Here is a 24,501-nt window from a genome sequence, read left to right as displayed (position 1 = left end):
GTTGGATTTTGGGATTTACTTTTTGGAATTTAATACTTCAACCACTTATACAATTCTTTCCAACTTGTTTTTTTGCCGTACATCAAAATGCCCACGCGATAAATTTTGGAAGCAAACCAAACCACCAACAAAAACGTTCCGAATAAAAGTACCATCGAAAGCAAAATTTGCCACAAAGGTACGCCAAAAGGAATACGCATTAGCATCACGATTGGCGATGTCAAAGGCACAATCGAGAAAATGGTAGCTACCGTGCCGTGAGGGTCATTGATTACCGTAAAAAATCCGATGTAAACGCCCAAAATCAAAGGCATAATAATCGGTAGCAAAAACTGTTGCGAATCGGTTTCATTGTCAACAGCTGCACCTATGGCAGCATAAAAGGAACTGTACAAAAAATAGCCTCCAATGAAATAAATCACAAAACAAGTCAGTAAAGTTCCAATCGGAAGATTCCATAATTCGGCTATATACAATTGGGCCGTACTAGCTATTTCGTGTTGCGCTGCTTGCATTACTTCGGGTGGAACTTTAGAAGTAGGTCCTAAATTGACACCGAAAAACAGCGAAGCACCCAAAAACAACCCTAAACCTATAATCGCCCAAATTAAAAACTGAAGAATACCTGCCAACGAAGTTCCAATAATTTTACCCATCATCAACTGAAAAGGTTTTACCGATGAAATAATGATTTCGATGATACGATTAGTTTTTTCTTCGATTACGCTTCGCATCACCATATTGCCATAAATCACAATAAACATCATAATCAAATACCCAAAGGCACCGCCAATGGCAATTTTAATTTCATTCAATCCTTTCAAACTTTCCTCTCCCGAGGCTTTACTTAAACTGATGTTGATATTGGACTGCGCTTTATGTATTGCCACCGTATCTAATTTTGCGGATTGAAAATTGAGTTGGGTAATTTTTTTATCCAAAATATCCTGAACTTCCTCAATAAAAGTAATACTTGGACTATCATTGGAAATGAATTGAATCTTCTTATCTAACTCGGCAATAGATGCCGTTTTAGGAATTTGCAACACACCTTCAAAACGCTCTTGCGTGATGCTATCTTTGAGGGCTTTCACGTCCAAAACCGACAAATCCAAATACTGATATTCGCTATCCTTTTTATTTTTAGCCATAAAATCGGCAACAAACAAACCTGTTTCGTCGTGAACCGCAATTTGCTTGGTATCGGCTTTCATAGACGCCAAATAGCTAACAAAAACAGCAATTCCAACAAACAATAACGGACTCAAAAAAGTCATTACGATAAAGGATTTGTTGCGCACCTTGGCGATAAATTCTCTTTTTATAATCAACGAGATCATACTCATATTATTTAGTTTTATAGGTCTTACTCTCAATCGTGTGGTTTTAAAATTAAAATTTTTATTTTCTTTGAACCATTAAGTAATTAAGTTTCATTAAGCAATCGTAACCTTAATTTTCTTAATCTCTTAATGGTAAAAAAACTTTTTCCTTACCCACACAATTCATGGTAGTACTTGTTTAAAAATTTAAAACTTAAATTCCAATATTTTTGATATTTGGAATTTTAAAATTTCAAAAGATTATTTTTCAGTTACAGTTTTAATAAAGATATCGTTCACACTTGGAATTTTTTCCACAAAATGCGTCACTTGACCACGTTGCGTAAGGACTTGCAACAACTCATTTGGTGTACCTGTACCTAGCTGAATTTCTAATTTTAGTTCTTGGTTCAAAGACTTGAAATGGGCTGGACCCACGGTAAACTTTTGTGTCAAATCATACATCAAGCCTTCGACATTATCCGTCAAAATGCCAACTTCAAAACTATTTGAGCGGTATTGTCGTTTTACTTCTTCCAATTTGCCCTCAATGAGTTTATTCGATTTATGAATCAAAGCGATATGATCACATAATTCCTCCACACTTTCCATTCTATGGGTTGAGAAAATAATGGTCGTACCTTTTTCCTTTAAGCCTAAAATTTCATCTTTGATAATATTCGCATTCACAGGGTCAAAACCTGAAAACGGCTCATCAAAAATCAACAATTTGGGTTGGTGCAACACACACACCACAAACTGAATCTTTTGCGCCATTCCTTTGGACAACTCCTCGATTTTCTTGTTCCACCAGCCTTTGATGTCTAATTTTTCAAACCAATAGTCCAACTGAATTTTAGCCTCTTTTTTAGAAAGCCCTTTCAGTTGTGCCAAATACAAACACTGCTCGCCCACTTTCATCGATTTGTACAAACCTCTCTCTTCGGGTAGATAGCCGATTTGCTGAATGTGATGGGGTTGTAATTTTTCGCCATCCAAAAGCACTTCGCCACTATCGGGCAACGTAATCTGATTGATGATACGAATTAAAGAGGTTTTTCCGGCACCATTAGGCCCTAATAAACCATAAATACTGCCTTTGGGTATCGAAAGCGAAACGGAATTAAGGGCAACATAATCGCCATATTGCTTCACTACATTTTTTACCTCGAGAATACTACTCATAGCTTGATTTTTAGAATTGCAAAAATAGGTAATTAGTAGTCAACAACGCCCAATTGTTAAAGAAAATGCGGCTTTTTACAGCAATAAAACTAGACGAACTTCAACTCTAAACTTGAAGTCGTTTCCTATTTTTTGGGAGCAGCACGAGTCGATATTTCAATCACGAGTCGTCCCGCTTTCCGCTACAATCTTTGCTGCCGAACCCCGGCATCAAAGGATTTCCACTGCAATCGGGGCTAAAAAGTACGTTTTACTATTTCAATTACCTTTTTAATGCCAACCAGATTTGAACCGCAAATTCGCAAATTATCACAACTGTAAACACTTTCAAAATTTGCGAATCTGCGGTAATCAAAAAATACACTTTAAAAAAAATAATTTGCGAATTTGCGGTAATCCAATTTTCAAAAACTAAACGAAAAAAAAATCCCCGTGCTACAAAAAACACAGGGATAAATATAAAATGAGATTAAAAAAATTAAGAAAACATATCTTTAACTTTCTCAAAGAATGATTTGTCTGATTTTTCAGGATGTGGCGTGAAATTATCGTCGTTCAACGCATTTTCAAAGAATTGTTTTTGTTCTTTGTTTAATGTTTTTGGTGTCCAAACATTCACGTGAACCAATAAATCGCCACTTCCGTAACCATTGATACTTGGAATTCCTTTTCCTTTCAAACGCAATATTTTTCCAGATTGGATTCCTTCTTCTAATTTGATACGCACTTTACCGTTTACTGCTTCGATATCTTTGGAAACACCTAAAACCGCTTCAGCAAAACTAATGTACAAATCGTAGTGTAAATTTTCACCTTCACGTTTCAAGAACTCGTGCTCTAACTCTTCAATCGCAACGATCAAATCGCCAGGAATACTATTTCCTGGAGCGTCGTTTCCTTTTCCTGAAACTTTTAATTGCATCCCATCTACAACACCTGCTGGAATTTTGATAGAAACGGTTTCGTCTTCCAAAATCATTCCTTGTGCATCGGCATTATTTGGTTTTTTATCCAAAATTTGCCCTGAACCACCACAAGACGGACAAGTAGACGCCGATTGCATACGACCCAAAATAGTATTGGTCACACGCATCACTTGACCTTGACCATTACAAGTAGAACACGTTTTGTAAGAAACGCCAGGCGCTTGTACCTTACGTTTTACTTTTACTTTTTTCTCAACACCATTGGCAATTTCTTCGAGTGTCAATTTGACCTTAATTCGCATATTGCTTCCTTTGGCACGACGAGCACCTCCGCCTCCGCCTCCAAAACCACCAAAGCCACCTCCGAAAATATCTCCAAATTGACTAAAAATATCATCCATATTCATACCGCCGTGACCACCACCGAATCCGCCAGCTCCATCAAAAGCTTGGTGACCGTATTGATCGTATTTGGCTTTCTTTTGAGGATCGCTTAATACTTCATACGCTTCGGCAGCCAATTTGAATTGCTCCTCGGCTGCAGGATTGTCAGGGTTTTTGTCAGGGTGAAATTCTATGGCTTTTTTTCGGTAAGCCTTTTTGATTTCAGCCTCCGAAGCACTTTTAGATACGCCTAATATTTCGTAAAAATCTTTTTTCATTTTTAAATTGTGCTATTATATTCAGCTACAAATGTGCTAACTTGAATGTTGATTTATTGTCCTATAACCACTTTTGGAAAACGAATAATTTTATCGCCTAATTTGTATCCTTTTTCCAATACATCCACGATTTTTCCTTTTAAATCGTCAGATGGTGCTGGGATTTGAGTAATAGCCTCAGCAAAATCAGCGTTAAAAGCGTCACCTGCATTTACATCCACTACTTCTAATCCTTTGGTCACCAAAGTTCCTTTCAACTTCTCGTGAATCAATTCCACTCCTTTAGCTAATAATTCATCCTCAGATTTGTTGATTTCTACCATAGCACGATCAAAATCGTCCAAAACAGGCAACAAAGCCAATAAAACTTCTTGATTAGCCGTCTTGAATAACTCAATACGCTCCTTTGTAGTACGTCTTTTGTAGTTTTCAAACTCAGCGAACAAGCGCAAAAATTTATCTTTTTCTTTGGCTAAATCTTGTGCCAATTGTTCTTCAACACTTAATTCTTCAATGATAAGTTGCTCTCCATTTGCATTATTCTCTAACGTTGCGTCATCTATTTCTTGATCGAACTCTGTATTTTCAGTAGTCATATTGCTTTTATTTTTAAAAAATTTTTTAAACATCCTTTTTGATTCTCTTCATTCATTCTCAAAAGTATTGCCAAAACTGGCAAAATGTCAAATTGTCATACTCAAGAACATTATGAAAGATAGAGAAATGGAAAATATTATGTTATTGATGTTATGAATACCTATACCTTATGCCAAGACCTGAAATTGAACTGCAAAAACTCAAAAGTACTAAGAATACAAACCATAATGCTTAAAAAAAATCGACAACAAATTTGTTGTTCAAAATGGTACAAATAAAAACAGTTACACCGTACATTATGAACTTGATAAAAATTTAATATAATTTTAAGACAATCACGAAATAGTTTGCCTAAATTTGCCAATCTATTATTTTACATATAATTTATATATACCAGTATTATATCCGTTTTTAGTTAATTATTAATTCAGCATTGTTTATAATAAAAAAAGCTTCGTTTATCAAAACGAAGCTTTTTTTTGTAATGACTATCAACTATTGTAGTCGTTGTTGTAAGCCATTATAATCCAAAACGACTTGTTCTCCTGTGACGAGGTTCTTCAAAGCAAAAGTGCTCGATTCCAGTTCTTGTGTTCCAATAATGACCGCAAACGGAATGCCTCTCTTATCAGCATATTGCAATTGTTTTCCCATTTTGACAGCATCAGGATATAATTCTACTTTAATGCCTTCGGCTCTAAGTTTTTGAATAGTCTGCATAGCAACAAAAGCTTCGGTTTCGCCATAGTTCACAAACAATGCTTTCGAAGTCGCCGCCACGGTATCTGGGAACAATCCCAATTCTTCGATTACCAAATAAATACGATCCAAGCCGAAAGAAATCCCCACACCACTCATGTTTTTCAAACCAAAAATACCCGTTAAGTCGTCATATCTTCCTCCGCCGCCAATGGAGCCCATAGCAACAGTTTTAGGTGGGGCAATTTCAAAAATAGCTCCGGTATAATAATTCAATCCTCTTGCCAAAGTCACGTCCAAATCCAACTGTGCAGTAGCTAGTCCGAGTTGGGTTACTTTTTCGCAAATGAATTGCAATTCTTCAACACCTTTCATCCCTTCTACTGAAACAGAAAGCAATTGCGACAATTGATTGATTTTCTCAGCAATCGTTCCTGTAAAACTAAACAAAGGTTGCACTTTAGCAATCGCTTCTTCAGAAATGCCTTTTTCAATCATTTCTTTCTTCACACCGTCTTCGCCAATTTTATCTAGTTTATCCAATGCCACGGTAAAATCAATCAACTTATCCGAAGCGCCAATTACCTCAGCAATTCCTGATAAAATTTTACGATTATTGATTTTGATAGTCACTCCTGCTAATCCTAAAGCAGTAAAAACGGTGTCATACAATTGTACCAACTCTACTTCTTGCCACAATGATTTGGAACCAACTACATCAGCATCGCATTGAAAAAACTCTCTGAAACGTCCTTTTTGCGGACGGTCAGCGCGCCACACGGGCTGAATTTGATATCTTTTGAATGGAAACTCGATTTCACTTTGATGCTGTACCACGTAACGCGCAAAAGGCACGGTCAAATCATAACGCAAGGCTTTCTCTGAAATGCTAGCGGTCAATTTTAAACTGTCTTTGTTCTCTAAATGCGTCGCATTGGCTTTTGATAAATAATCGCCCGAATTCAAGATTTTAAAAATCAAGCGGTCGCCTTCCTCACCATATTTTCCCATCAAAGTATCTGAATTCTCGAAGGATGGAGTTTCTATAGGTTGAAAGCCAAATTTTTCAAAATTGCTTTTTATCGTTTGAATAATGTATTGTCTTTTGGCCACTTCGGCTGGCGAAAAATCGCGCGTTCCTTTGGGTATACTGGGTTTTGAAGCCATTGTAAAATGAATTTTCAATTAGGTTTGCAAATATCTTACTTTTTAAAAGAAATCCTATCCAAAAAAAGTGGGTTTTATTATTATACAACAAACCAATCTTATTTTTGAACCATATAAGGCATTTAAGCTCATATAAGTTTGTTTAATTGCTGAACTTATTTCTTATATACCTTTTTATTATCATTACCGTTTGGGTGAAATTATTTTTTACCACATAGGATAAACATAGAATTTATAGTCTTTAAAAGAAAAAGATAGACGTTTTACTATTCACATAGCGATACTATGTGTAAAATAGGGCTATTTCTATTTATTCTTTGCCTAGTTAGTGTAATCTATGATGCTCCTATGTGGTTGCTTTTAATGTGATTACCAAAACAGTTGAAGGTAGAACTTAAATCAAAGAATGCGTTTTCTTTTGAACCAAAAATAGATGACCAACGCAATTACCACCATCACGCCCAAGGTCATAAAATAACCCAAAGGCCATTGTAGTTCGGGCATGTTTTCAAAGTTCATTCCATAGATACCTGCAATAAATGTTAAGGGTAAAAAGAAAGCCGAAAAGATGGTCAACAATTTCATCACATCATTGCTTTTTTGTGCGTTGACCGAAAGATAGGTATTCAGTAAATTGTTGGCATTTTCAAGCACTTCGTCATAATTGAGCAGCAAACTCAGCAGCTTGTCTTTGATGTCTTGCAAAGCGGTTTTGGAGGACTCGCTCACTTCGAGTTGATGAATGACATTTTGAAAAATCTGCAATAGTTTTTTGGTGATACGGGTTTGCGCTTTCAAGAAATACAGTTCTTCCAGTGATATTTTGGAATAGTCTTGCAGGAAAATCGTCTTTTCGATTTGAATGATTTTTTCATCTAAGTCGTTTAAAGGCACTTGATAAGTTTCTACCATTTTGTGGATGAGATAAATCAAAATCTCCTCCGGCGTTTTGTGGTCTTTTTTTACGGTTTCCAAAAACGCAAACGGACTGCGATGAATCGTGATGATTTTGTGTCCGTTGTAAAAAAAGGCGATTTTATGCGACAATTCATTGATGGTAGTCGCTTTACTGGCCATTCTCGGCGTAAAAGCTCTCAGAATTAAAAAATTATAATTGGGCTGTTTTTCAAATTTAGGCAAATGGCCTCGCTCCAAACTATCTTTAATTTGAAAATAATCCAACTGGTATTCTTGGGCGATTTTATCTAGATTTTCCTTGTTGGGTTGGCAAATGTCTATCCAAACAAAGTTGTCGAATTGTATTTTTGTGAGGGTTGGTTGTGTCATTATAATTGGGTGTGAATAGATGCGCTCATCGATAAATCCACTTTTTGAGCATTTATATTTGACTTTTAAAAATGTAAATCTAATAAATGATGGGAGTTCTTAAAAATCTCAATTAGCTTTTAATTATCTAAATAAATGCCTGTAGAGTTGGGATTATCAACTTTAATTTCCTCAAAAAGCAACTTTAAATTATCATATTGAGAGTCTAGACTTTTTATGTAGTCTTTAACAGAATTTTCGTGAATTTCTACAACTTTTACAGCTTCACATTGCGCATCTGAATACTCTTCCTCGGAAACCTTTTTAATTGTTTCATAATACTGTCTATTTGTAATACTTGAATCCGCAAATGCAGGAGAATTCCATTTATTGTTTATGTCACAGTAATTTTTATAAATCTTTTTGAAATTTTCTACTAATTCTAAATTTCTAAAAAACTTTTCAGTAAGAATTTCACGTTCTGAATTAGTTTCACAAGAACTTTTCGGTACAGAAAGCACTTTGTTATTCGATTCTTTCAAAAACATTTTTTTTATGAATTTTATCATTAGGTAGGATTAAAAATTATCTTTTGATTAATAACTTATTGGAAGATTATTTTACTCTTGATTTAAGACAATTACTCAAATGAATAGTAGTGTAAGTAACCATTAGTTTATTACATTCTACTAAGTATTGTAAAAGTAAAATCTCTCTCTTTCATTCTATTTTGAACTTCTTCAATCGTTGCAGCGATATCTTTATAGGTATCAACACTAGGCATCTCAATAATTTTTTTTTCATAGATATCAATCTCCTTATTAAATTCTTCTAATACTTCTTTAAGTTCTTTAGCAAAACGTTTTTTAAATATGTCGTGAATACATTTTATCGTACTAAATAACATTCTGTCTTCTTGAATTGTTGTTGAAAATCTTTTCCCATGTAATGCTTTCCACCAAGGATTAAAAGTTTTACTTTGGTCTCTATTTAGATGTGCCAATAGTTTATTTCTTTTAACCTTTAAGGAATCAAATTGTTTTAGGTAATCAATCAAAGGAACTATTACATATAAGGTATCTGATAAGTAAAAGTTATCTTGTTTATGTACAAATTTTTCAAAAACAACAAGCTCATCTAATAATGAACATACATAAATAGTTAACAATCTTTCAATATCAGTATAAATCTGTTTATGTTCACCAAAATCAATTTTTTTAATTTGTGTTCTTGAGCAAGAAATATGTGAACATAAATGATTTACGTTAAATAAAATTTGTTTTAGTTTTTCAATCTCCATTTATATTTGATATATTATTTCTTTACTTTTTGTTCTAAATCGTTCGAAAACAAATCCCTTCTTCATCTTTTAGCAATATTCACTGCAAATAAACAAGCCTAATTTTTGCAGTAAGAATCCAAATATAACACTAATCCCTTACAAAAAAAGCTAAAAGTAGTTTCTTTTCAACTTACAACTCCAACCAAACGTTTTGGTGTTCCTACTGCCCTAGCCCCGATTGTAATGGAAAGCCCGGAGCGCCAAAAGCCAATTTTTCTTGACCTAAAAGAGCGACCAACGGAAGCTCCTTTTGGGGCGTAGAAAAATGGCTTGGGGTGCGAGGACTTGTAATGAAAAGCGGGAATAGCTTCTGAAAATTAAAACATATAAGTCATTGGAGTTTTTTTGAAGATTTTTTGTGAACCATATAACACATAAGGCTGTACAATTTAACCGCAAGGAACGCAAAGTTTTACGCAAGGTTCGCAAAACTGTTAAAAATATAAGTCATTGGAGTTTTTTGAAGATTTTTTGTGAACCCTATAAGGAATAAGGCTGTACAATTTAACCGCAATGAACGCTAAGTTTTACGCAAGGTTCGCAAAGCTATCAAACATATAATCATAGAAGTTTTTATTGAAGCTGTGAAATTCAACTGCAAAAGACACAAAGATGTCAGCCAAGTTCAAAAAGAAAAACTTAAATGTCCTTGTATGGTTTTAAAAAAAATAGAAGGTTTGTGGATTTGAAATTTAGTGTTTTTTGAAAACCAAACTTGTAACAAAAATTGTATTTTCGTGACAAACTTATATGATGCTAAAATTATTCAAAGAAAATATTAAAATTGCGTTGGGTTCAATCAAAACGCAATTGCTTCGTACCATTCTTACGGTACTGATTATTGCTATTGGAATCACAGCTTTGGTGGGGATTTTGACCGTGGTGGCGGCCTTAGAAAATCAAATTTCGTCTGATTTTGCCTCGATGGGTGCCAATACTTTCAACATCAATCAATACGAAAATACAACGCGAAACCGCGGCGGCGGCGAACGAGAAATCATCAACCCGATTATCTCCTACCCAGATGCCGTGGCGTTTAGAAACAAATACAAATATCCTTTTACCGAGACTTCGATTTCGTTTACCGCAAGCTCTGCTGCCGAAGTGAAATACCTGAACACCAAAACAGACCCCGAAAACAAAATCGTGGGCGTGGACGAAATGTATGCGGTGAATTCGGGATTGGATTTTAGTGCGGGACGAAATTTTACAAGTTTTGACATTGCCAACAATGCCTTTGTGTGTATCGTTGGTTCGGATTTTGAGAAAGGACTTTTGAAAGACGTCAATCCTATCGACAAAATCATTTCGATTCGCGGAGCCAAATTTAGAGTCATTGGCGTGCTCAAAGAAAAGGGTTCCACTTTTGGCAACAGTCAGGATTTGCGCGTGTTGATTCCGATTCAAGTAGCGCGTTCGCTCTTTAGTGCCCCGAACATCAATTACAGTTTGAGCGTAATGGTGGGCAAAAAAGAATTACTAGACCAAGCCGTAGACAACGCCACTAGCGTAATGCGTCGCGTGCGAAAATTAAGCCCAGTAAAAGACAACAACTTTGGCGTAGTGCGCAGCGATGATTTAATCAACCGTATTTTAGGCATCACTCAGTATTTAGGTTTAGCAGCTTGGCTCATTGGGGTGATTACCATTTTTGGTTCCTCGATTGCTTTGATGAATATTATGATAGTTTCGGTAACCGAAAGAACCCGAGAAATTGGCGTTCGAAAAGCCTTAGGCGCCAAGAAATCGACCGTGGCGATTCAGTTTTTTATCGAAACCTTACTCATTGGTCAAATCGGCGGACTCGTCGGAATCTTTTTCGGAATCTTAATCGGTTTTGGTATCGCGAGCGCAATGGATTTTGCTTTCGTTATTCCGTGGGGCGCCATCTTAGCCGCTTTTGCTACTAGTTTTATGGTGGCCATTGTTTCTGGATTATATCCTGCTGTAAAAGCTTCGAAACTCGACCCAATTGAAGCATTGCGATACGAATAAATATTTGGGCGTGACCCCATAAAAAAAAAGGGACCTACTCAGCAATCGTGCTAGTCGGTCCCTTTTTTTTATGCGGTCGGGCTATACGCACTACTTCGGTAGTTAGCTCCTATCCCTCACGCAAAACAACGAGTTAAGATTTCAGATTTGATACCAAAAACCATCAATCAACAATCAAATCCGTATTTCTTTTTGTACAAAAACTAGATTAAAATACTCTAGAAGTACTGTCAAATCGAGCGCAGTCGAGATTCACGAACTGTTCTCGACTGCGCTCGAACTGACAAAGGACAATAGATTGAAAATTAGTTCAACAACTCCCTTACAAAGAAGCCAAAATCATCCTGTCATTCCCGTAAATGTCTTTTCGTAATTCAACATTTTGAAAACCTAAATCTTTTAATAAATCAACCGTTTCTTTACCGAGATACTGATTGATTTCAAAAAACAATTTCCCGTTGGGACGCAAACTTTTCAATGCCAACTCACCTATTTTTCTATAAAAAATCAAAGCATTATCATCGGCTACAAACAAAGCCAAATGCGGTTCATATTCCAATACATTGTTCTTGATTTCTTGCTTTTCTAAATTGCGAACATAGGGCGGATTCGAAACAATGACGTCATAACTTTCCAACAAATCGGTTGTTTCCAAAATGTTTTGCAATATAAAATGCACTTCCACTCCATTTAACTTCGCATTGCCTTTAGCCACTTCCAAAGCCTTTTCCGAAACATCAATAGCCGAAACTTTGGCCATTGGCAACTGTTGTTTCAAACTAATCGGAATGCAGCCACTTCCCGTTCCGATATCGAGAATAGAGAAGTTATTTGTCATTTCTCTTTTGGAACAATCTTGCAGCATCCATTCGACCAACTCTTCGGTTTCGGGTCTTGGAATCAACACGTTTTCATTGACTTCAAAATCCAATCCATAAAAACTGGTTTTTCCTAAAAGATACTGAATCGGGATTTCTTTTTTTAAATCTTCTAAAATACTGTTCCAAACCACGAGTTCCACCTCCGAAAAGGTCAAATCGGGTTGTAACGCCAAATCGATTCTTTTGAGCTGGTGCTTGGCTTCTAAAATCAAATAGAAAAAACTTTCGGCCTCGCCCTCTCCATAAAGCGAAGAAAGTTCTTGAATAAAAAAAGTTCTGTATGTTTTTATAGTCATGATTATTAGTAATATTTATCGACTCCCATCGAATTAATTGGAGAGCTTACAAATCTTTCAACATCCAAACTGGACAACTGCTATGACCTGTATTTCCCATAGCACTGCACAAATACTCAAAGCCCGTTTTCTTATACAACTTTTGAGCGGAATGCATAAACGGCATCGTTTCGAGGTAACATTGCTCAAACCCAAATTCTTTGGCAGCTTGCAAACAAATAGCCATCATTTCACTACCAATTCCTTTTCCGCGAGTGGCTGGTAAAAAGTACATTTTTTGCAATTCACAAATGGTTTCTTTTTCATTGGCCAAAGGCGCAATACCTGCACAACCAACTACTTCGCCCTCTTGCTCCACCACAAAATAAACAGAACGTGGCTTGCTGTATTCCTCGAACATCAAATCCAAATAGGGGTCTTCATAGGCGGTGCCTACTTTTGGAATTTCCAATTCATCAAAAACAGCTCTAATTAGCTTTGCTACGGCTGGATTGTCCTTCTTTTCAATTTTTCTAATAGTCCAAGGTGTCATTCTATTTTATCTAATTTGGTTAGTCTGACAAAAATAGCATTGTTAATTGACAAATTAGCGAAATCTAACGCCCAAAAAATAGTACTTTTGCACAGTGAACACACATGAAACTTATATAAAACGTTGCATCGAACTAGCCAAAAATGGCTTAGGCACTACGTATCCTAACCCTATGGTGGGCAGCGTGATTGTAGCTAACGGAAAAATAATTGGTGAAGGTTGGCACAAAAAAGCAGGAGAACCTCACGCTGAAGTGCACGCCATTAATTCGGTAAAAGACAAATCACAATTAAAAGAAGCTACTATATATGTAAGTCTTGAACCTTGCAGTCATTTTGGGAAAACACCACCTTGTGCCGACTTGATTGTCCGAAGTAAAATTCCAAAAGTAGTTATCGGAACGGTTGATCCCAACATTCAAGTGGCGGGTAAAGGCATAGAACGTTTGCAAAAGTCTAGTATTCAAGTAACTATTGGTGTCCTCGAAAAAGAATGTCAAGAACTCAACAAACGCTTTTTTACATTTCACAACCAAAAACGTCCCTACATTATCCTAAAATGGGCCGAAAGTCAAGATGGTTTTATCGCTCCATCACCAAATCCAACTTACGAACGATCCCCGATTTGGATTACCAATCCCTACTCTCGACAATTGGTACATAAATGGCGTAGCGAAGAACAGGCAATTTTGGTGGGAACACAAACGGTACTTTCTGATAATCCAAAGTTAGACACTAGAGATTGGTACGGACAAAATCCTACTCGCGTAATAATAGACCGAGAAGGACGCATACCCGAAGAAAGTTTTGTTTTGGATCAAAATGTTCCTACACTGATTTTTACCTCAAAAAAACACAATGAAAACAAGAAGAATTGTTATTTTGAAGCGATTGATTTTGAAAAAAATACAGTATCTCAACTTTTAGATAAGTTATACGAGCACCGTCTTCAATCTGTTATTATTGAAGGTGGCACCACTACCATTCAGCATTTTATCGATTTGAATATGTGGGATGAAGCACGGATTTTTATTGGAGCAATTTCTTTTCATTCTGGAATAAAAGCACCGATACTTCCCAAAAAGAATCCAAATAAATCAACTATTGCAACTGACGAACTTTTACTACTTAGCAATTATGATTAATGCCATCATTTTTGATTTTGGAGATGTATTTATCAATCTAGACAAGCAAGCCACACAAGACAAGTTACAAGCATTGGGTCTCAAGGCTTGGAATGAAGAATTGGACGCTCTAAACATAGCTTTTGAAAAAGGCGATTGTACACGAGAGGCTTTTTTAAACGGTTTTCAAAAACAAATACCCAATGCGAGTCACGAAGAAATTCTTGCAGCTTGGAATGCGGTTTTACTTGATTTTCCCTTGTATCGTTTAGAATTTTTGCAATTATTGTCACAAAAATACCGCTTGTTCTTGTTGAGCAATACTGATGCGATTCATATTGACACTTTTGAGCAAAAAACAGGAAGTTCGTTTTATGGGGCTTTTTACCAATGTTTTGAAAAAGTGTATTTTTCTTTTGAAGTAGGCATGCGAAAACCCAATGCAGAAATTTATTTACACGTTTTGCAACAAAATGAGTTGTCACCCAAAAGAACCTTGTTTGTAGACGATAAAAAAGAAAACACGGATGCGGCACAAGCTCTCGGACTTCAGGTCTGGAACCTGCAAGTCGGTAAAGAGGATGTAGTGGATTTATTTGAAAAGAACAACTTGGGGTAAAACTTTTAAAATGTATCCAAAAAAGCCAACTGCTGATCCTTTAGCCCCGATTGCTTCGCCAGTTCGCTTCGCTCGTGTGCAGCGGCATCCTTTGCCTCCTGAAAATGCCTTGGGTTGGGCTCCAAAAAAAACTACTTTTGCATCAAAAAACATCCCTTTTGGAGAAGTACACCTAATGAAAGACACCTATCAAACCATTGCTGCACCTAACGAACCCATACTGTTTAAGGAGAAAAACAGTAAGTTTTTTGGCTACACTTTTCCGATTAGCAGCGAGGAAGAAGTAAAACCCATTATTGAAATACTCAAAAAAGAACATCCGCATGCGGTGCATTATTGCTATGCGTATCAAATTGGGACCGAATCGGTGGTTTTTAGAGCTAATGACGATGGGGAACCGAGCAATACGGCCGGGACGCCAATTTATGGACAAATTCAATCGTTTGGTCTAACGAATATATTGATTGTGGTGGTTCGCATCTTTGGCGGCACCAAATTAGGAGTGGGCGGATTGATTGCGGCCTACAAAACCACAGCTCAATTAGCGATAGAAGCGAGTGAAATTGTAGAGAAAACCATTGATGTTTTTTTCGAAATCACTTTCGATTATAAAAACATGAACAAAGTCATGCGCGTTATTAAAGAAAAGCAACTTCAAATTGTAAATCAAGAAATGGAAATCGATGCCGAAACAAATTTACCGATTGGCAAAATTGAGTGTTGTATTCGAAAAAAAAATGCCGAAATGGTATTCGACATTTTTGAAAATATGTTTGAAATACAAATCGTAAAAAAAGAATAAAATAATGCTTTTAATCGATGATTTTTGTCGTTAATCGATGGTTTTCAATAATTCCAAAATATAATCTGGAGGAGCGACTGGACGGCCCGTTTTTAAGGACACAAAAACCAACACAAATTCGGCAGTTGTTAATAACTCTTGTGCTTCGTTATAAATTGCGCAATCAAATTCTATCTTCACAGACGTCTGACTTTTGAAACGAGTGTGTACCGTCAGCAAATCATCATAGCGCGCCGATTTTTTATAATTAATATTCATAGAAACAATGGGAAGCGCAATTCCGTTTTCTTCCATCACTTTATACGAAACCCCTTTATTTCTAAGCCATTCCACGCGTCCTATCTCAAAATAAGGGATGTAATTGCCGTGATAAACGACTCCCATTTGGTCGGTTTCTGAATAACGAACACGTACTTCTACTTGGTGATCTTTCATTAGTTATGCTTTAAAAAATTTAAATTTTGAAATGCCCCTTACGACATTTTTTTCTAAAATAATTGTTCAATATATTTTTTTATACAAAAAATTATTCACACTTTTGTTAACCTGAAAAATGCAAAAAATAGACACGTTTTTTTGCTCAAAATTACAACTAAAGTTAAAATAATTTCGCCAAATCTATGAATAAAACTGCACAATCGGTATGGGAAAACTGTTTATCTTTTATAAAGGACAACATCCAAGAGCAAGCATACAAAACTTGGTTTGAGCCTATTAAATCAGTTGAGCTAACCGACAATGCTTTATACATTCAGGTACCTAGTAAATTTTTCTACGAATGGCTAGAAGAACACTATGTGAAATTGCTAAAAGTTGCCCTTACCAAAGAACTTGGTAAGAACGCCAAATTGCTTTACAAAATCAAAATGGAGAACACTTATGGTAACAAACAACCGTTTACAGAACAGTTACCAAGTGCCAATCGAGTGGTCATGAAACCACAGGAAGTGGACGCTCCTATCAAAAATTTGAATCCAGAATTAAAAAATCCTTTTGTGATTCCTGGTATTCGTAATTTAAAAATCGAATCTCAATTAAATCCAAACTACAGCTTCGACAATTTCCTAGAAGGAGACTCTAATAGATTGGCTCGTTCTGCGGGTATGGCTGTTGCCAACAAACCGGGCGGAACATCTTTCAATCCGTTATTAATTTTTGGTGGCGTTGGATTAGGAAAAACGCACTTAGCTCACGCTATTGGCGTAGAGATTAAAGACAAATATCCTGAAAAAACGGTTTTATACATTTCAGCTGAAATTTTCACACAACAATACATCGACTCGGTTAAGAAAAACAACCGTAACGATTTCATTCACTTCTATCAATTAATCGATGTGTTAATTATAGATGATGTTCAGTTTTTATCTGGAAAATCAGGAACTCAGGATGTGTTTTTCCACATCTTCAATTATTTGCACCAAAACGGTAAGCAAGTAATTTTGACCTCGGACAAAGCTCCTGTAGACATGCAAGATATTGAGCAACGTTTGTTGTCTCGTTTCAAATGGGGATTATCTGCAGAATTACACCAACCAGATTACGAAACTAGAATTTCAATTCTTAAAAATATTTTGTATCGTGACGGTGTTGACATTCCTGATGACATCATTGAGTATGTTGCTAGAAATATCAAATCAAACGTTCGTGAATTAGAAGGCGCTATCATTTCGTTAATCGCACAATCTTCTTTCAACAAAAAAGAAGTAACCATCGAGTTGGCTAAAAGTGTGGTAGAGAAATTTGTCAAAAACGTCAAAAGAGAAATCTCTATCGATTACATACAAAAAATTGTTTCGGATTATTTCCAACTGGATCTAGAAACCCTACAATCTAAAACCAGAAAAAGACACGTGGTTCAAGCCCGCCAATTAGCAATGTTTTTTGCCAAAAAATTCACTAAAGCCTCACTAGCGAATATTGGTTCACAAATAGGCGATCGCGATCACGCTACAGTTTTACACGCTTGTAAAACAGTAGACAACTTAGTAGCGACAGACAAACAATTCAAAAAATTTGTTGACGATATCAATTCAAAATTAACGCTATAAACGCGGATTATGCCTGTAAAGATTTTAATGGTATGTCTAGGCAATATTTGCCGTTCTCCCTTGGCAGAAGGAATATTAGCCTCAAAACTACCAGAGGATCAATTCCTTGTTGATTCTGCCGGAACAGGCTCTTGGCACATAGGCCATTCGCCAGACAAACGCTCCATTGCAGTAGCAGAGCACCATAATCTTTCGATTGCTCACCAAAAAGGGAGACAATTTAGCACAAAAGATTTCGACACCTTCGATTATATCTACGTAATGGATGCCTCCAATTATGATACTGTGATTGAAATGGCCAAAAACGACACCCAGAAAAACAAAGTTCAAATGATTTTGAACGAACTATTTCCAGGAGAAAATGTCGATGTACCGGATCCTTACTACGGATTAGCCAATGGTTTTGAAAATGTATACCAAATGCTAGACGAAGCTTGTGAAGTAATTGCCAAAAAAGTCATTGAGAAGCATTCTTAAATACAACAAGAATTCCTGCTTATCTATAAAGTATAAAACTTCACATATTTATTGAACATAAGAGGTTAAAAACACAATTGTTATTATTGCTCAATTGCAAAAAACCATAGACAAGTTCAGATAGTTTTATAACTTTGTGAAAAACACAGCATATGTCAGTAGTAAAAAATTTTTCAGACTTAGATTTGACAAAAACCTACACCTATTCCGATTACTTGCTATGGCAATTTTCAGAGCGAGTGGAGCTAATCAAAGGATTTATCCGTAAAATGAGCCCTGCCCCAAGCCGAAAACATCAAACAATAAGTTATAATTTAACATTGAGCATAGGGAAGTTTTTTCAAAATCATCCTTGCAGTGTTTTTGTAGCCCCTTTTGACGTTAGACTTCCGATTGCATCTTCAAAAAAAGACACTACTGTGGTACAACCTGATTTGTGTATTATTTGTGATGAAAACAAATTAGACGACAAAGGCTGCAACGGTGCACCAGATTTAATTGTAGAAATATTATCACCCAACAACAGCAAGCATGATGTAGATACCAAATTCAATTTATACCAAGAAAGTGGCGTAAAAGAATATTGGATAGTAGAACCCGAAGAACGTTTTGTTTTAGTGTACACCTTACAAAACGAAGAATACATCGGATTAAAACCCTTTTCTGAAGGGCAAATAATTAAAAGTCCACTGTTTTCAGAAATGCAAATTACAGTTGACGAGGTATTCAAAAGAATAAACAAAGAAAACCACTAAATGAAACCAACTCTTTCGCTAGGAAAATTATACTTAATTCCAACCACCATGGGCGATTGCGACCCAATGGATGTTTTGCCGCAAACCATCAAAAGAAGCATCGATTTTATTGACCATTACATCGTAGAAAACGAAAAAACGGCCAGAAAATCAATCAAAATAGTACAGCCTGAAAAAAAGCAATCCGAGTTGGTGCTTTTTACCCTAAACAAGCATACCGAAAACAAAGAGCATTTGGCCATGATTCAACCCTTGCTTGAGGGAAAAAATATGGGATTAATGAGCGAAGCCGGTTGCCCTGGCGTAGCCGATCCCGGAGCGGTCATTGTAAAAATCGCACACGACAAAGGCATACAAGTCATTCCGTTGGTTGGCCCTTCCTCTATTCTCTTAGCCCTTATGGCTTCTGGGATGAACGGACAAAGCTTTACCTTCAACGGCTACTTACCTATCGAAAAAGAAGAAAAAAAATCGGCTTTGAAGTTTTTAGAAAAATTATCTTTCGACAAAAACCAATCGCAAATTTTTATCGAAACCCCGTATCGTAACAACAAACTACTCGAAGATTTAATTCATATCCTGCATCCCGAAACCCATCTTTGTGTAGCCACCGATATCACTTTGCCCACCGAATACATCAAAACAAAAAAAATAGCCGCTTGGAAAAAAGAAAAAGTAGACTTACACAAGCGTCCTACCATTTTTATTTTGCATAAAATGTAACATTATTTGTTTTTTTATTATATTAGCAACATTAACTAATACAATAACTAATGAAAATTACCAAGCGCGATGTGTTCGTATTTATCTTCGGAATGTTAACATGGATGGCAGTTGAAATCATTTATGACTGGGAAGGCTTCAAAACGGATGTTCAAAAAGGCTATCAAGACGCCAAAAATACTGCGGAGTAAATTAAAAATACAAAACCTGTAATTACAACTTACAGGTTTTTTTATTGCCAAAAATAGAAGCAGGAACAATTGGCTATTCAGGCTACATCGTCCCGTGATCCGCTCTATCTTTACTGCCGAACCCCGGCAGCAAAGGATGCCACTCCTCCCGGGGCTAAAAGTCAAAAAAAGGCATTCTTGCAAGCAGTAAAAAAACACTCTTTCACAATTTATTTCCTAATCATTTAATTAGCAAGTCTTTCAAAAATAGTCCGCAAAAACAAATAGGTATCTCTTTTAATTCTTATTTTTGTAACAAAATTTAAAAGTAAAGTTAGTATGCTCATCATAGGAATTGCGGGAGGAACCGGAAGTGGAAAAACAACAGTAGTACATCAAATCATGAATGAACTACCCGATGCCGAAGTAGGCATCATCTCTCAAGATTCTTATTACAAAGAAAACAAAAACTTGAGCTATGAAGAACGTTCCAATATCAATTTTGACCATCCTAGAGCCATCGATTTCGAACTCTTAGTAGCACATTTAAAAGAACTAAAACAAGGCAACATCATTGATCAACCTGTTTACTCTTTCATCAAACACAACAGAACCGACGATGTAATCATCACACACCCTAGAAAAGTGATGATTGTAGAAGGTATTTTAATATTTACCAATCCTGAATTACGTGATTTATTTGACATCAAAGTCTATGTACACGCAGATTCTGACGAACGACTAATTCGTAGATTGCGCAGAGATATTTCTGAGAGAGGTCGTGATATGGAAGAAGTTTTGACCCGTTATCAACACACGCTCAAACCTATGCACGAACAATTTATCGAACCAACCAAAGCCTATGCCGACATCATTATCCCAAATGACAAGTTCAACACAGTAGCCATTGATGTGGTTCGTGCCGTAATTAACCAACGCATTTTGTAAACCTACAATTTCTTATTCCTACTATCTAGCAATGAAAAATCCCTATAAAGATAAAAAGTGGTTCAAATTACTCAGTAACAAATACATCTGGGTATCCTTGTCTTTTATCGTTTGGATGACTTTCCTAGACAATTATTCTTATTTCGATCACCGAATTCTAAACAAGGACATTGAGGAATTGAAAGAAAATAAAAAATACTACGAAGAAGAAATAAAAAAGGATAAACAACATATCCAACAATTACATAATTCCGAACAAATAGAAAAATATGCTCGCGAGAAATACTATATGAAAAAAGATAGCGAAGACATCTATATCATAGAATTTGAAGGAGATAGCATTTCTAAAAACGACCCAAACTAACACAAATACAATGGCGCAAAATCTATTTGAAGATTTCAATGCTGTTTCGGCTAAACAGTGGAAGCAAAAAATCCAATTTGAACTCAAAGGTGCCGATTATAACGAAACGGTAATTTGGAATTCCCCAGAGGAAATAAAAGTAAAACCATTCTACGACAAAGAAGATTTAAAAGCTAAAGTAGGTAGCAACACCCAAGCAACAGCGTTTACTATTTGTCAAAACATCTTTGTACACGACATAGATAAATCTATAGAAAGAGCTTTAGATACCATTCAACGTGGTGCAACTAGCCTCCGCTTTACAATTCCAAATGAAAACATCGCTATAGAAAAATTACTTGCAGCACTTCCTTTAGCTACAACAACCCTATATTTTCATTTCCAATTCCTTTCAATCGATTTCGTTAAAAAAATCGACCAAATTGCCAAAGAAAAAGAGGCCACTATTTTTTGTTTATTGGATCCTATAGGTCAATTGGCCCAAGATGGCAATTGGTTCTCAACCCCTGAAAAAGACAATTTCGAAACCCTCAAATCGCTTTTTGAAAGTACCCAAAATTGTTCTTTATTGAGTATCAATATGGGCTTGTATCAAAATGCAGGAGCCAATATGGTTCAGGAAATCGCTTATGGTTTAGCCCAAGCCAACGAATACTTCAACCATATTCCAAATTGTAAAAAAAGTGTAGTGTTTCAAGTCGCTGTAGGAAGCAACTACTTTTTTGAAATTGCAAAATTAAGAGCTATTCGCCAACTTTTTGAAATCGTATCCACTGCCTATGAATTGGATATCGATTGTCATATTCTAGCCACTCCAACTAAAAGAAACAAAACGATTTACGACTACAATGTCAATATGCTACGAACCACAACAGAATGCATGAGCGCCATTTTGGGAGGAGCTGATGCAGTGGCTAATTTACCTTATGACGCCTTGTACCACAAAGACAACGAATTTGGAGACCGTATTGCTAGAAATCAATTGTTGATTCTGAAAAACGAATCGTATTTCGACAAAGTCAACAATCCAGCTGACGGAAGTTATTATATAGAAAGCATCACACAACAATTAGCGGAAAAAGCACTTCAATTGTTTAAAGACATCGAAAAAAATGGTGGTTTCTTAAAGCAATTGAAAGATGGCATTGTCAAAAGAAAAATCCAAGAAAGCGCCGACAAGGAACAAGCTTTATTTGATGCTGGTAAAAAAATATTATTGGGAACCAACAAACACCCCAACCCAACCGATCGGATGAAACACGATTTGGAATTATTTCCTTTTGTAAAAATCAATCCACGAAAAACACTGATTACCCCGATAATTGAAAAACGTTTGGCCGAAAAAATCGAACAAGAACGACTCGCCACAGAGTAAACTTATTCCATCCAAAACGTTTCACCATTACTATTCAGACATGAAAAGAAAAGACCTTCAAAATATTACCATAAATCATTCCGCAAAAAGTGCTAGTATTCCTAGTCCCGAACCTTTCCTAACAGCGGAAGGCATTACGATTCCGCCTACCTATTCTGAAAAAGATATTGAAACCTTAGAGCATTTGGACTTTGGCGCTGGTTTTGCACCCAACCTGCGTGGACCATATGCGACGATGTATGTTCGTAGACCGTGGACGATTCGCCAATATGCGGGCTTTTCTACTGCCGAAGAGAGCAATGCTTTCTACCGACGCAATTTAGCCGCGGGTCAAAAAGGACTTTCAATTGCTTTTGATCTTCCAACGCACAGAGGCTATGATTCCGATCACGAACGTGTGGTTGGAGACGTTGGAAAAGCGGGTGTAGCCATTGACTCCGTGGAAGATATGAAGGTGTTATTTGACCAAATTCCACTACAAGAAATGTCGGTATCCATGACTATGAATGGAGCCGTTTTGCCTATTATGGCTTTTTATATTGTAGCAGCAGAAGAACAAGGCGTAGCTCCAGAGCAACTTTCGGGAACGATACAAAATGATATTTTAAAGGAGTTCATGGTACGAAATACCTACATCTATCCTCCTACTCCTTCTATGAAAATTATTGCTGATATTTTTGAATTTACCAGCAAGAAAATGCCAAAGTTTAACTCGATTTCCATCTCTGGTTACCACATGCAAGAAGCGGGAGCTACCGCAGATATTGAGTTGGCTTACACCCTAGCCGATGGGTTAGAGTACATTCGAACGGGTTTAGCAACCGGAATGAAAATCGATGAATTTGCGCCAAGATTATCTTTTTTCTGGGCCATTGGAATGAATCATTTTATGGAAATTGCTAAAATGCGTGCGGGCAGAATGCTCTGGGCCAAATTACTCAAAGAATTCAACCCTGCAGATGAAAAATCATTGGCCTTGAGAACGCATTGTCAAACTTCTGGCTGGAGTTTAACCGAACAAGATCCTTTTAATAACGTAGCACGAACCGTAGTCGAAGCGGCTGCAGCTGCTTTTGGAGGAACTCAATCGCTACATACTAACGCACTAGATGAAGCCATTGCATTACCAACCGATTTCTCAGCGAGAATTGCAAGAAATACCCAGATCTATTTACAAGAAGAAACCCAAATTACCAAGACTGTTGACCCTTGGGGAGGCAGTTATTATGTAGAAAGTCTTACGAATGAAATTGCCGAAAAAGCTTGGCAATTGATTCAAGAAGTAGAAGCCTTAGGCGGAATGACCAAAGCCATTGAAGCTGGTATTCCAAAGTTAAGAATTGAAGAAGCTGCCGCTAGAAAACAAGCGCGAATCGACAGCGGACAAGATATTATTGTAGGGGTCAATCAATACCGATTAGAGAAAGAAGATCCTTTGCAGATTTTGGATGTAGACAACCAAATGGTTCGTAAACAACAATTGGCGCAATTGGAAAAAATCAAAGCCAACAGAGACTCCCAAAAAGTAAAAAACAGTCTCGAAAAATTGATTCATTGTGCCAAAACCAATGAAGGCAATTTGTTAGAAATAGCCGTAGAAGCCGCAAGAAACCGAGCAACCCTTGGCGAAATAAGCGATGCCTTAGAAACGGTTTTTGGACGTTACAAAGCACAAATTAAATCCTTTAGTGGCGTGTATAGCAAAGAAATTAAAGACGACAAAAGTTTTGAAAAAGCCAAGCAACTAGCTGATGCTTTTGCCAAACAAGACGGAAGAAGACCCCGAATCATGATTGCCAAAATGGGGCAAGATGGACACGACCGTGGAGCCAAAGTAGTAGCCACAGGTTATGCTGATGTAGGTTTTGACGTAGACATTGGCCCCTTATTTCAAACACCAGAAGAAGCGGCCAAACAAGCTGTAGAAAACGATGTGCATGTTCTTGGTGTCTCTTCTTTGGCGGCAGGTCACAAAACCTTAGTTCCACAAGTGATTGAAGAACTCAAAAAATACGGTCGCGAAGATATTATGGTCGTAGTAGGTGGCGTCATCCCAGTGCAAGACTACCAATTCCTGTTTGATGCTGGAGCCGTTGCCGTTTTTGGTCCTGGTACCAAAATTAGCGAGGCGGCAATTAGTATTTTGGAGGTATTGATGGAGGAATAGATATACAACACATTTTGTAAATAAACACCAGCAGCAATGTTGGTGTTTTTTGTTACCAAA

The 24,501-nt window shown here is 36.7% G+C and carries 24 protein-coding genes; 13 read left to right on the top strand and 11 right to left on the bottom strand.

What is annotated here, in order from left to right; all coding sequences use genetic code 11:
• Window positions 1–29 precede the first annotated feature (29 nt).
• The 8 genes from FLB_RS03450 to FLB_RS03410 form a co-directional block, all read right to left on the bottom strand.
• Complete coding sequence (locus tag FLB_RS03450) at window positions 30–1,346, bottom strand: ABC transporter permease (RefSeq protein ID WP_064714560.1); 1,317 nt, start codon at window positions 1,344–1,346, stop codon at window positions 30–32.
• A 237-nt stretch (window positions 1,347–1,583) separates the two neighbouring features.
• A complete protein-coding gene (locus FLB_RS03445) occupies window positions 1,584–2,507 on the bottom strand; it encodes an ABC transporter ATP-binding protein (protein ID WP_064714559.1) in 924 nt (307 codons plus the stop codon).
• 478 nt (window positions 2,508–2,985) lie between these two features.
• On the bottom strand, window positions 2,986–4,095 hold the full coding sequence (dnaJ, locus tag FLB_RS03435; RefSeq protein ID WP_064714557.1) for a molecular chaperone DnaJ: 1,110 nt from the start codon (window positions 4,093–4,095) through the stop codon (window positions 2,986–2,988).
• A 53-nt stretch (window positions 4,096–4,148) separates the two neighbouring features.
• Window positions 4,149–4,724, bottom strand: a complete 576-nt coding sequence (locus FLB_RS03430; protein WP_064714556.1) for a nucleotide exchange factor GrpE — start codon at window positions 4,722–4,724, stop codon at window positions 4,149–4,151.
• A 463-nt stretch (window positions 4,725–5,187) separates the two neighbouring features.
• The gene (gene hisS, locus FLB_RS03425; protein WP_064714555.1) at window positions 5,188–6,558 is read right to left on the bottom strand and encodes a histidine--tRNA ligase; all 1,371 of its coding nucleotides are present in this window, start codon (window positions 6,556–6,558) and stop codon (window positions 5,188–5,190) included.
• Window positions 6,559–6,957: 399 nt separating this feature from the next.
• On the bottom strand, window positions 6,958–7,845 hold the full coding sequence (locus tag FLB_RS03420) for a CorA family divalent cation transporter (RefSeq protein ID WP_064714554.1): 888 nt from the start codon (window positions 7,843–7,845) through the stop codon (window positions 6,958–6,960).
• Between the two features lie 119 nt (window positions 7,846–7,964).
• The gene (locus FLB_RS03415; protein ID WP_157490522.1) at window positions 7,965–8,366 is read right to left on the bottom strand and encodes a hypothetical protein; all 402 of its coding nucleotides are present in this window, start codon (window positions 8,364–8,366) and stop codon (window positions 7,965–7,967) included.
• Window positions 8,367–8,503: 137 nt separating this feature from the next.
• Window positions 8,504–9,124, bottom strand: coding sequence for a hypothetical protein (locus FLB_RS03410; protein ID WP_064714552.1), 621 nt, complete (start codon window positions 9,122–9,124; stop codon window positions 8,504–8,506).
• A gap of 792 nt (window positions 9,125–9,916) precedes the next feature.
• Here FLB_RS03410 and FLB_RS03405 point away from each other — a divergent pair.
• A complete protein-coding gene (locus tag FLB_RS03405; RefSeq protein WP_064714551.1) occupies window positions 9,917–11,161 on the top strand; it encodes an ABC transporter permease in 1,245 nt (414 codons plus the stop codon).
• Between the two features lie 322 nt (window positions 11,162–11,483).
• Here the strand turns inward: FLB_RS03405 and prmC are convergent, their stop codons facing one another.
• Together prmC and FLB_RS03395 are read right to left on the bottom strand one after the other, a co-directional pair.
• Window positions 11,484–12,338: a peptide chain release factor N(5)-glutamine methyltransferase gene (gene prmC, locus FLB_RS03400; RefSeq protein ID WP_064714550.1), complete on the bottom strand. Its 855-nt coding sequence runs from the start codon at window positions 12,336–12,338 to the stop codon at window positions 11,484–11,486.
• Between the two features lie 46 nt (window positions 12,339–12,384).
• Window positions 12,385–12,870 (bottom strand): GNAT family N-acetyltransferase, encoded by a 486-nt coding sequence (locus tag FLB_RS03395; RefSeq protein ID WP_064714549.1) that lies wholly within the window; start codon window positions 12,868–12,870, stop codon window positions 12,385–12,387.
• 94 nt (window positions 12,871–12,964) lie between these two features.
• On the opposite strand from FLB_RS03395, the gene ribD reads away from it, so the two are divergent.
• The 3 genes from ribD to FLB_RS03380 all read left to right on the top strand — a co-directional run bounded on the left by ribD (window position 12,965) and on the right by FLB_RS03380 (window position 15,414).
• Complete coding sequence (gene ribD / locus FLB_RS03390; RefSeq protein WP_064714548.1) at window positions 12,965–14,014, top strand: bifunctional diaminohydroxyphosphoribosylaminopyrimidine deaminase/5-amino-6-(5-phosphoribosylamino)uracil reductase RibD; 1,050 nt, start codon at window positions 12,965–12,967, stop codon at window positions 14,012–14,014.
• Complete coding sequence (locus tag FLB_RS03385; RefSeq protein ID WP_064714547.1) at window positions 14,007–14,612, top strand: HAD family hydrolase; 606 nt, start codon at window positions 14,007–14,009, stop codon at window positions 14,610–14,612. Before ribD ends, FLB_RS03385 begins: the two co-directional genes overlap by 8 nt.
• 175 nt (window positions 14,613–14,787) lie before the next feature.
• Entirely contained in the window at window positions 14,788–15,414 is a 627-nt protein-coding gene (locus FLB_RS03380) for an IMPACT family protein (RefSeq protein WP_064714867.1), read from the top strand.
• 30 nt (window positions 15,415–15,444) lie between these two features.
• On the opposite strand, the gene FLB_RS03375 is transcribed toward FLB_RS03380, so the two are convergent.
• A complete protein-coding gene (locus tag FLB_RS03375) occupies window positions 15,445–15,849 on the bottom strand; it encodes an acyl-CoA thioesterase (protein ID WP_064714546.1) in 405 nt (134 codons plus the stop codon).
• Between the two features lie 185 nt (window positions 15,850–16,034).
• Between FLB_RS03375 and dnaA the strand changes: the two genes are divergently transcribed.
• The 9 genes from dnaA (at window position 16,035) to scpA (ending at window position 24,441) form a co-directional block, all read left to right on the top strand.
• Window positions 16,035–17,462, top strand: coding sequence for a chromosomal replication initiator protein DnaA (gene dnaA, locus FLB_RS03370; protein ID WP_064714545.1), 1,428 nt, complete (start codon window positions 16,035–16,037; stop codon window positions 17,460–17,462).
• A gap of 9 nt (window positions 17,463–17,471) precedes the next feature.
• Entirely contained in the window at window positions 17,472–17,939 is a 468-nt protein-coding gene (locus tag FLB_RS03365; protein ID WP_064714544.1) for a low molecular weight protein-tyrosine-phosphatase, read from the top strand.
• Window positions 17,940–18,091: 152 nt separating this feature from the next.
• Window positions 18,092–18,694 carry a Uma2 family endonuclease gene (locus FLB_RS03360; RefSeq protein ID WP_064714543.1) on the top strand — a complete coding sequence of 201 codons (603 nt, stop codon included), beginning with the start codon at window positions 18,092–18,094 and terminating at the stop codon, window positions 18,692–18,694.
• Window positions 18,695–19,417 carry an SAM-dependent methyltransferase gene (locus tag FLB_RS03355; RefSeq protein ID WP_064714542.1) on the top strand — a complete coding sequence of 241 codons (723 nt, stop codon included), beginning with the start codon at window positions 18,695–18,697 and terminating at the stop codon, window positions 19,415–19,417. It begins immediately after the preceding gene.
• A gap of 50 nt (window positions 19,418–19,467) precedes the next feature.
• Window positions 19,468–19,608 carry a hypothetical protein gene (locus FLB_RS14225; protein ID WP_157490521.1) on the top strand — a complete coding sequence of 47 codons (141 nt, stop codon included), beginning with the start codon at window positions 19,468–19,470 and terminating at the stop codon, window positions 19,606–19,608.
• 318 nt (window positions 19,609–19,926) lie between these two features.
• Window positions 19,927–20,535, top strand: a complete 609-nt coding sequence (gene udk / locus FLB_RS03350) for a uridine kinase (protein ID WP_064714541.1) — start codon at window positions 19,927–19,929, stop codon at window positions 20,533–20,535.
• 31 nt (window positions 20,536–20,566) lie between these two features.
• Entirely contained in the window at window positions 20,567–20,899 is a 333-nt protein-coding gene (locus tag FLB_RS03345) for an FtsB family cell division protein (protein WP_064714540.1), read from the top strand.
• A 10-nt stretch (window positions 20,900–20,909) separates the two neighbouring features.
• Window positions 20,910–22,274 (top strand): methylmalonyl-CoA mutase subunit beta, encoded by a 1,365-nt coding sequence (locus tag FLB_RS03340; protein ID WP_064714539.1) that lies wholly within the window; start codon window positions 20,910–20,912, stop codon window positions 22,272–22,274.
• Between the two features lie 40 nt (window positions 22,275–22,314).
• Entirely contained in the window at window positions 22,315–24,441 is a 2,127-nt protein-coding gene (gene scpA, locus FLB_RS03335) for a methylmalonyl-CoA mutase (RefSeq protein WP_064714538.1), read from the top strand.
• Window positions 24,442–24,501: the final 60 nt, after the last annotated feature.

The sequence above is a fragment of the Flavobacterium succinicans genome (assembly GCF_001662485.1).
Taxonomy (GTDB): domain Bacteria; phylum Bacteroidota; class Bacteroidia; order Flavobacteriales; family Flavobacteriaceae; genus Flavobacterium; species Flavobacterium succinicans_A.
Note: the sequence above shows the minus strand (reverse complement) of the source record. Positions and strands in the feature narration are given on the sequence as shown.

Bases quoted from the DNA above. Each gene is read 5' to 3' on its own strand.
- FLB_RS03450 (WP_064714560.1), bottom strand. From the start codon at position 1,346: ATGAGTATGATCTCGTTGATTATAAAAAGAGAATTTATCGCCAAGGTG.
- FLB_RS03445 (WP_064714559.1), bottom strand. From the start codon at position 2,507: ATGAGTAGTATTCTCGAGGTAAAAAATGTAGTGAAGCAATATGGCGAT.
- dnaJ (WP_064714557.1), bottom strand. From the start codon at position 4,095: ATGAAAAAAGATTTTTACGAAATATTAGGCGTATCTAAAAGTGCTTCG.
- FLB_RS03430 (WP_064714556.1), bottom strand. From the start codon at position 4,724: ATGTTTAAAAAATTTTTTAAAAATAAAAGCAATATGACTACTGAAAAT.
- hisS (WP_064714555.1), bottom strand. From the start codon at position 6,558: ATGGCTTCAAAACCCAGTATACCCAAAGGAACGCGCGATTTTTCGCCA.
- FLB_RS03420 (WP_064714554.1), bottom strand. From the start codon at position 7,845: ATGACACAACCAACCCTCACAAAAATACAATTCGACAACTTTGTTTGG.
- FLB_RS03410 (WP_064714552.1), bottom strand. From the start codon at position 9,124: ATGGAGATTGAAAAACTAAAACAAATTTTATTTAACGTAAATCATTTA.
- FLB_RS03405 (WP_064714551.1), top strand. From the start codon at position 9,917: ATGATGCTAAAATTATTCAAAGAAAATATTAAAATTGCGTTGGGTTCA.
- prmC (WP_064714550.1), bottom strand. From the start codon at position 12,338: ATGACTATAAAAACATACAGAACTTTTTTTATTCAAGAACTTTCTTCG.
- FLB_RS03395 (WP_064714549.1), bottom strand. From the start codon at position 12,870: ATGACACCTTGGACTATTAGAAAAATTGAAAAGAAGGACAATCCAGCC.
- FLB_RS03385 (WP_064714547.1), top strand. From the start codon at position 14,007: ATGATTAATGCCATCATTTTTGATTTTGGAGATGTATTTATCAATCTA.
- FLB_RS03380 (WP_064714867.1), top strand. From the start codon at position 14,788: ATGAAAGACACCTATCAAACCATTGCTGCACCTAACGAACCCATACTG.
- FLB_RS03375 (WP_064714546.1), bottom strand. From the start codon at position 15,849: ATGAAAGATCACCAAGTAGAAGTACGTGTTCGTTATTCAGAAACCGAC.
- dnaA (WP_064714545.1), top strand. From the start codon at position 16,035: ATGAATAAAACTGCACAATCGGTATGGGAAAACTGTTTATCTTTTATA.
- FLB_RS03365 (WP_064714544.1), top strand. From the start codon at position 17,472: ATGCCTGTAAAGATTTTAATGGTATGTCTAGGCAATATTTGCCGTTCT.
- FLB_RS03360 (WP_064714543.1), top strand. From the start codon at position 18,092: ATGTCAGTAGTAAAAAATTTTTCAGACTTAGATTTGACAAAAACCTAC.
- FLB_RS03355 (WP_064714542.1), top strand. From the start codon at position 18,695: ATGAAACCAACTCTTTCGCTAGGAAAATTATACTTAATTCCAACCACC.
- FLB_RS14225 (WP_157490521.1), top strand. From the start codon at position 19,468: ATGAAAATTACCAAGCGCGATGTGTTCGTATTTATCTTCGGAATGTTA.
- udk (WP_064714541.1), top strand. From the start codon at position 19,927: ATGCTCATCATAGGAATTGCGGGAGGAACCGGAAGTGGAAAAACAACA.
- FLB_RS03345 (WP_064714540.1), top strand. From the start codon at position 20,567: ATGAAAAATCCCTATAAAGATAAAAAGTGGTTCAAATTACTCAGTAAC.
- FLB_RS03340 (WP_064714539.1), top strand. From the start codon at position 20,910: ATGGCGCAAAATCTATTTGAAGATTTCAATGCTGTTTCGGCTAAACAG.
- scpA (WP_064714538.1), top strand. From the start codon at position 22,315: ATGAAAAGAAAAGACCTTCAAAATATTACCATAAATCATTCCGCAAAA.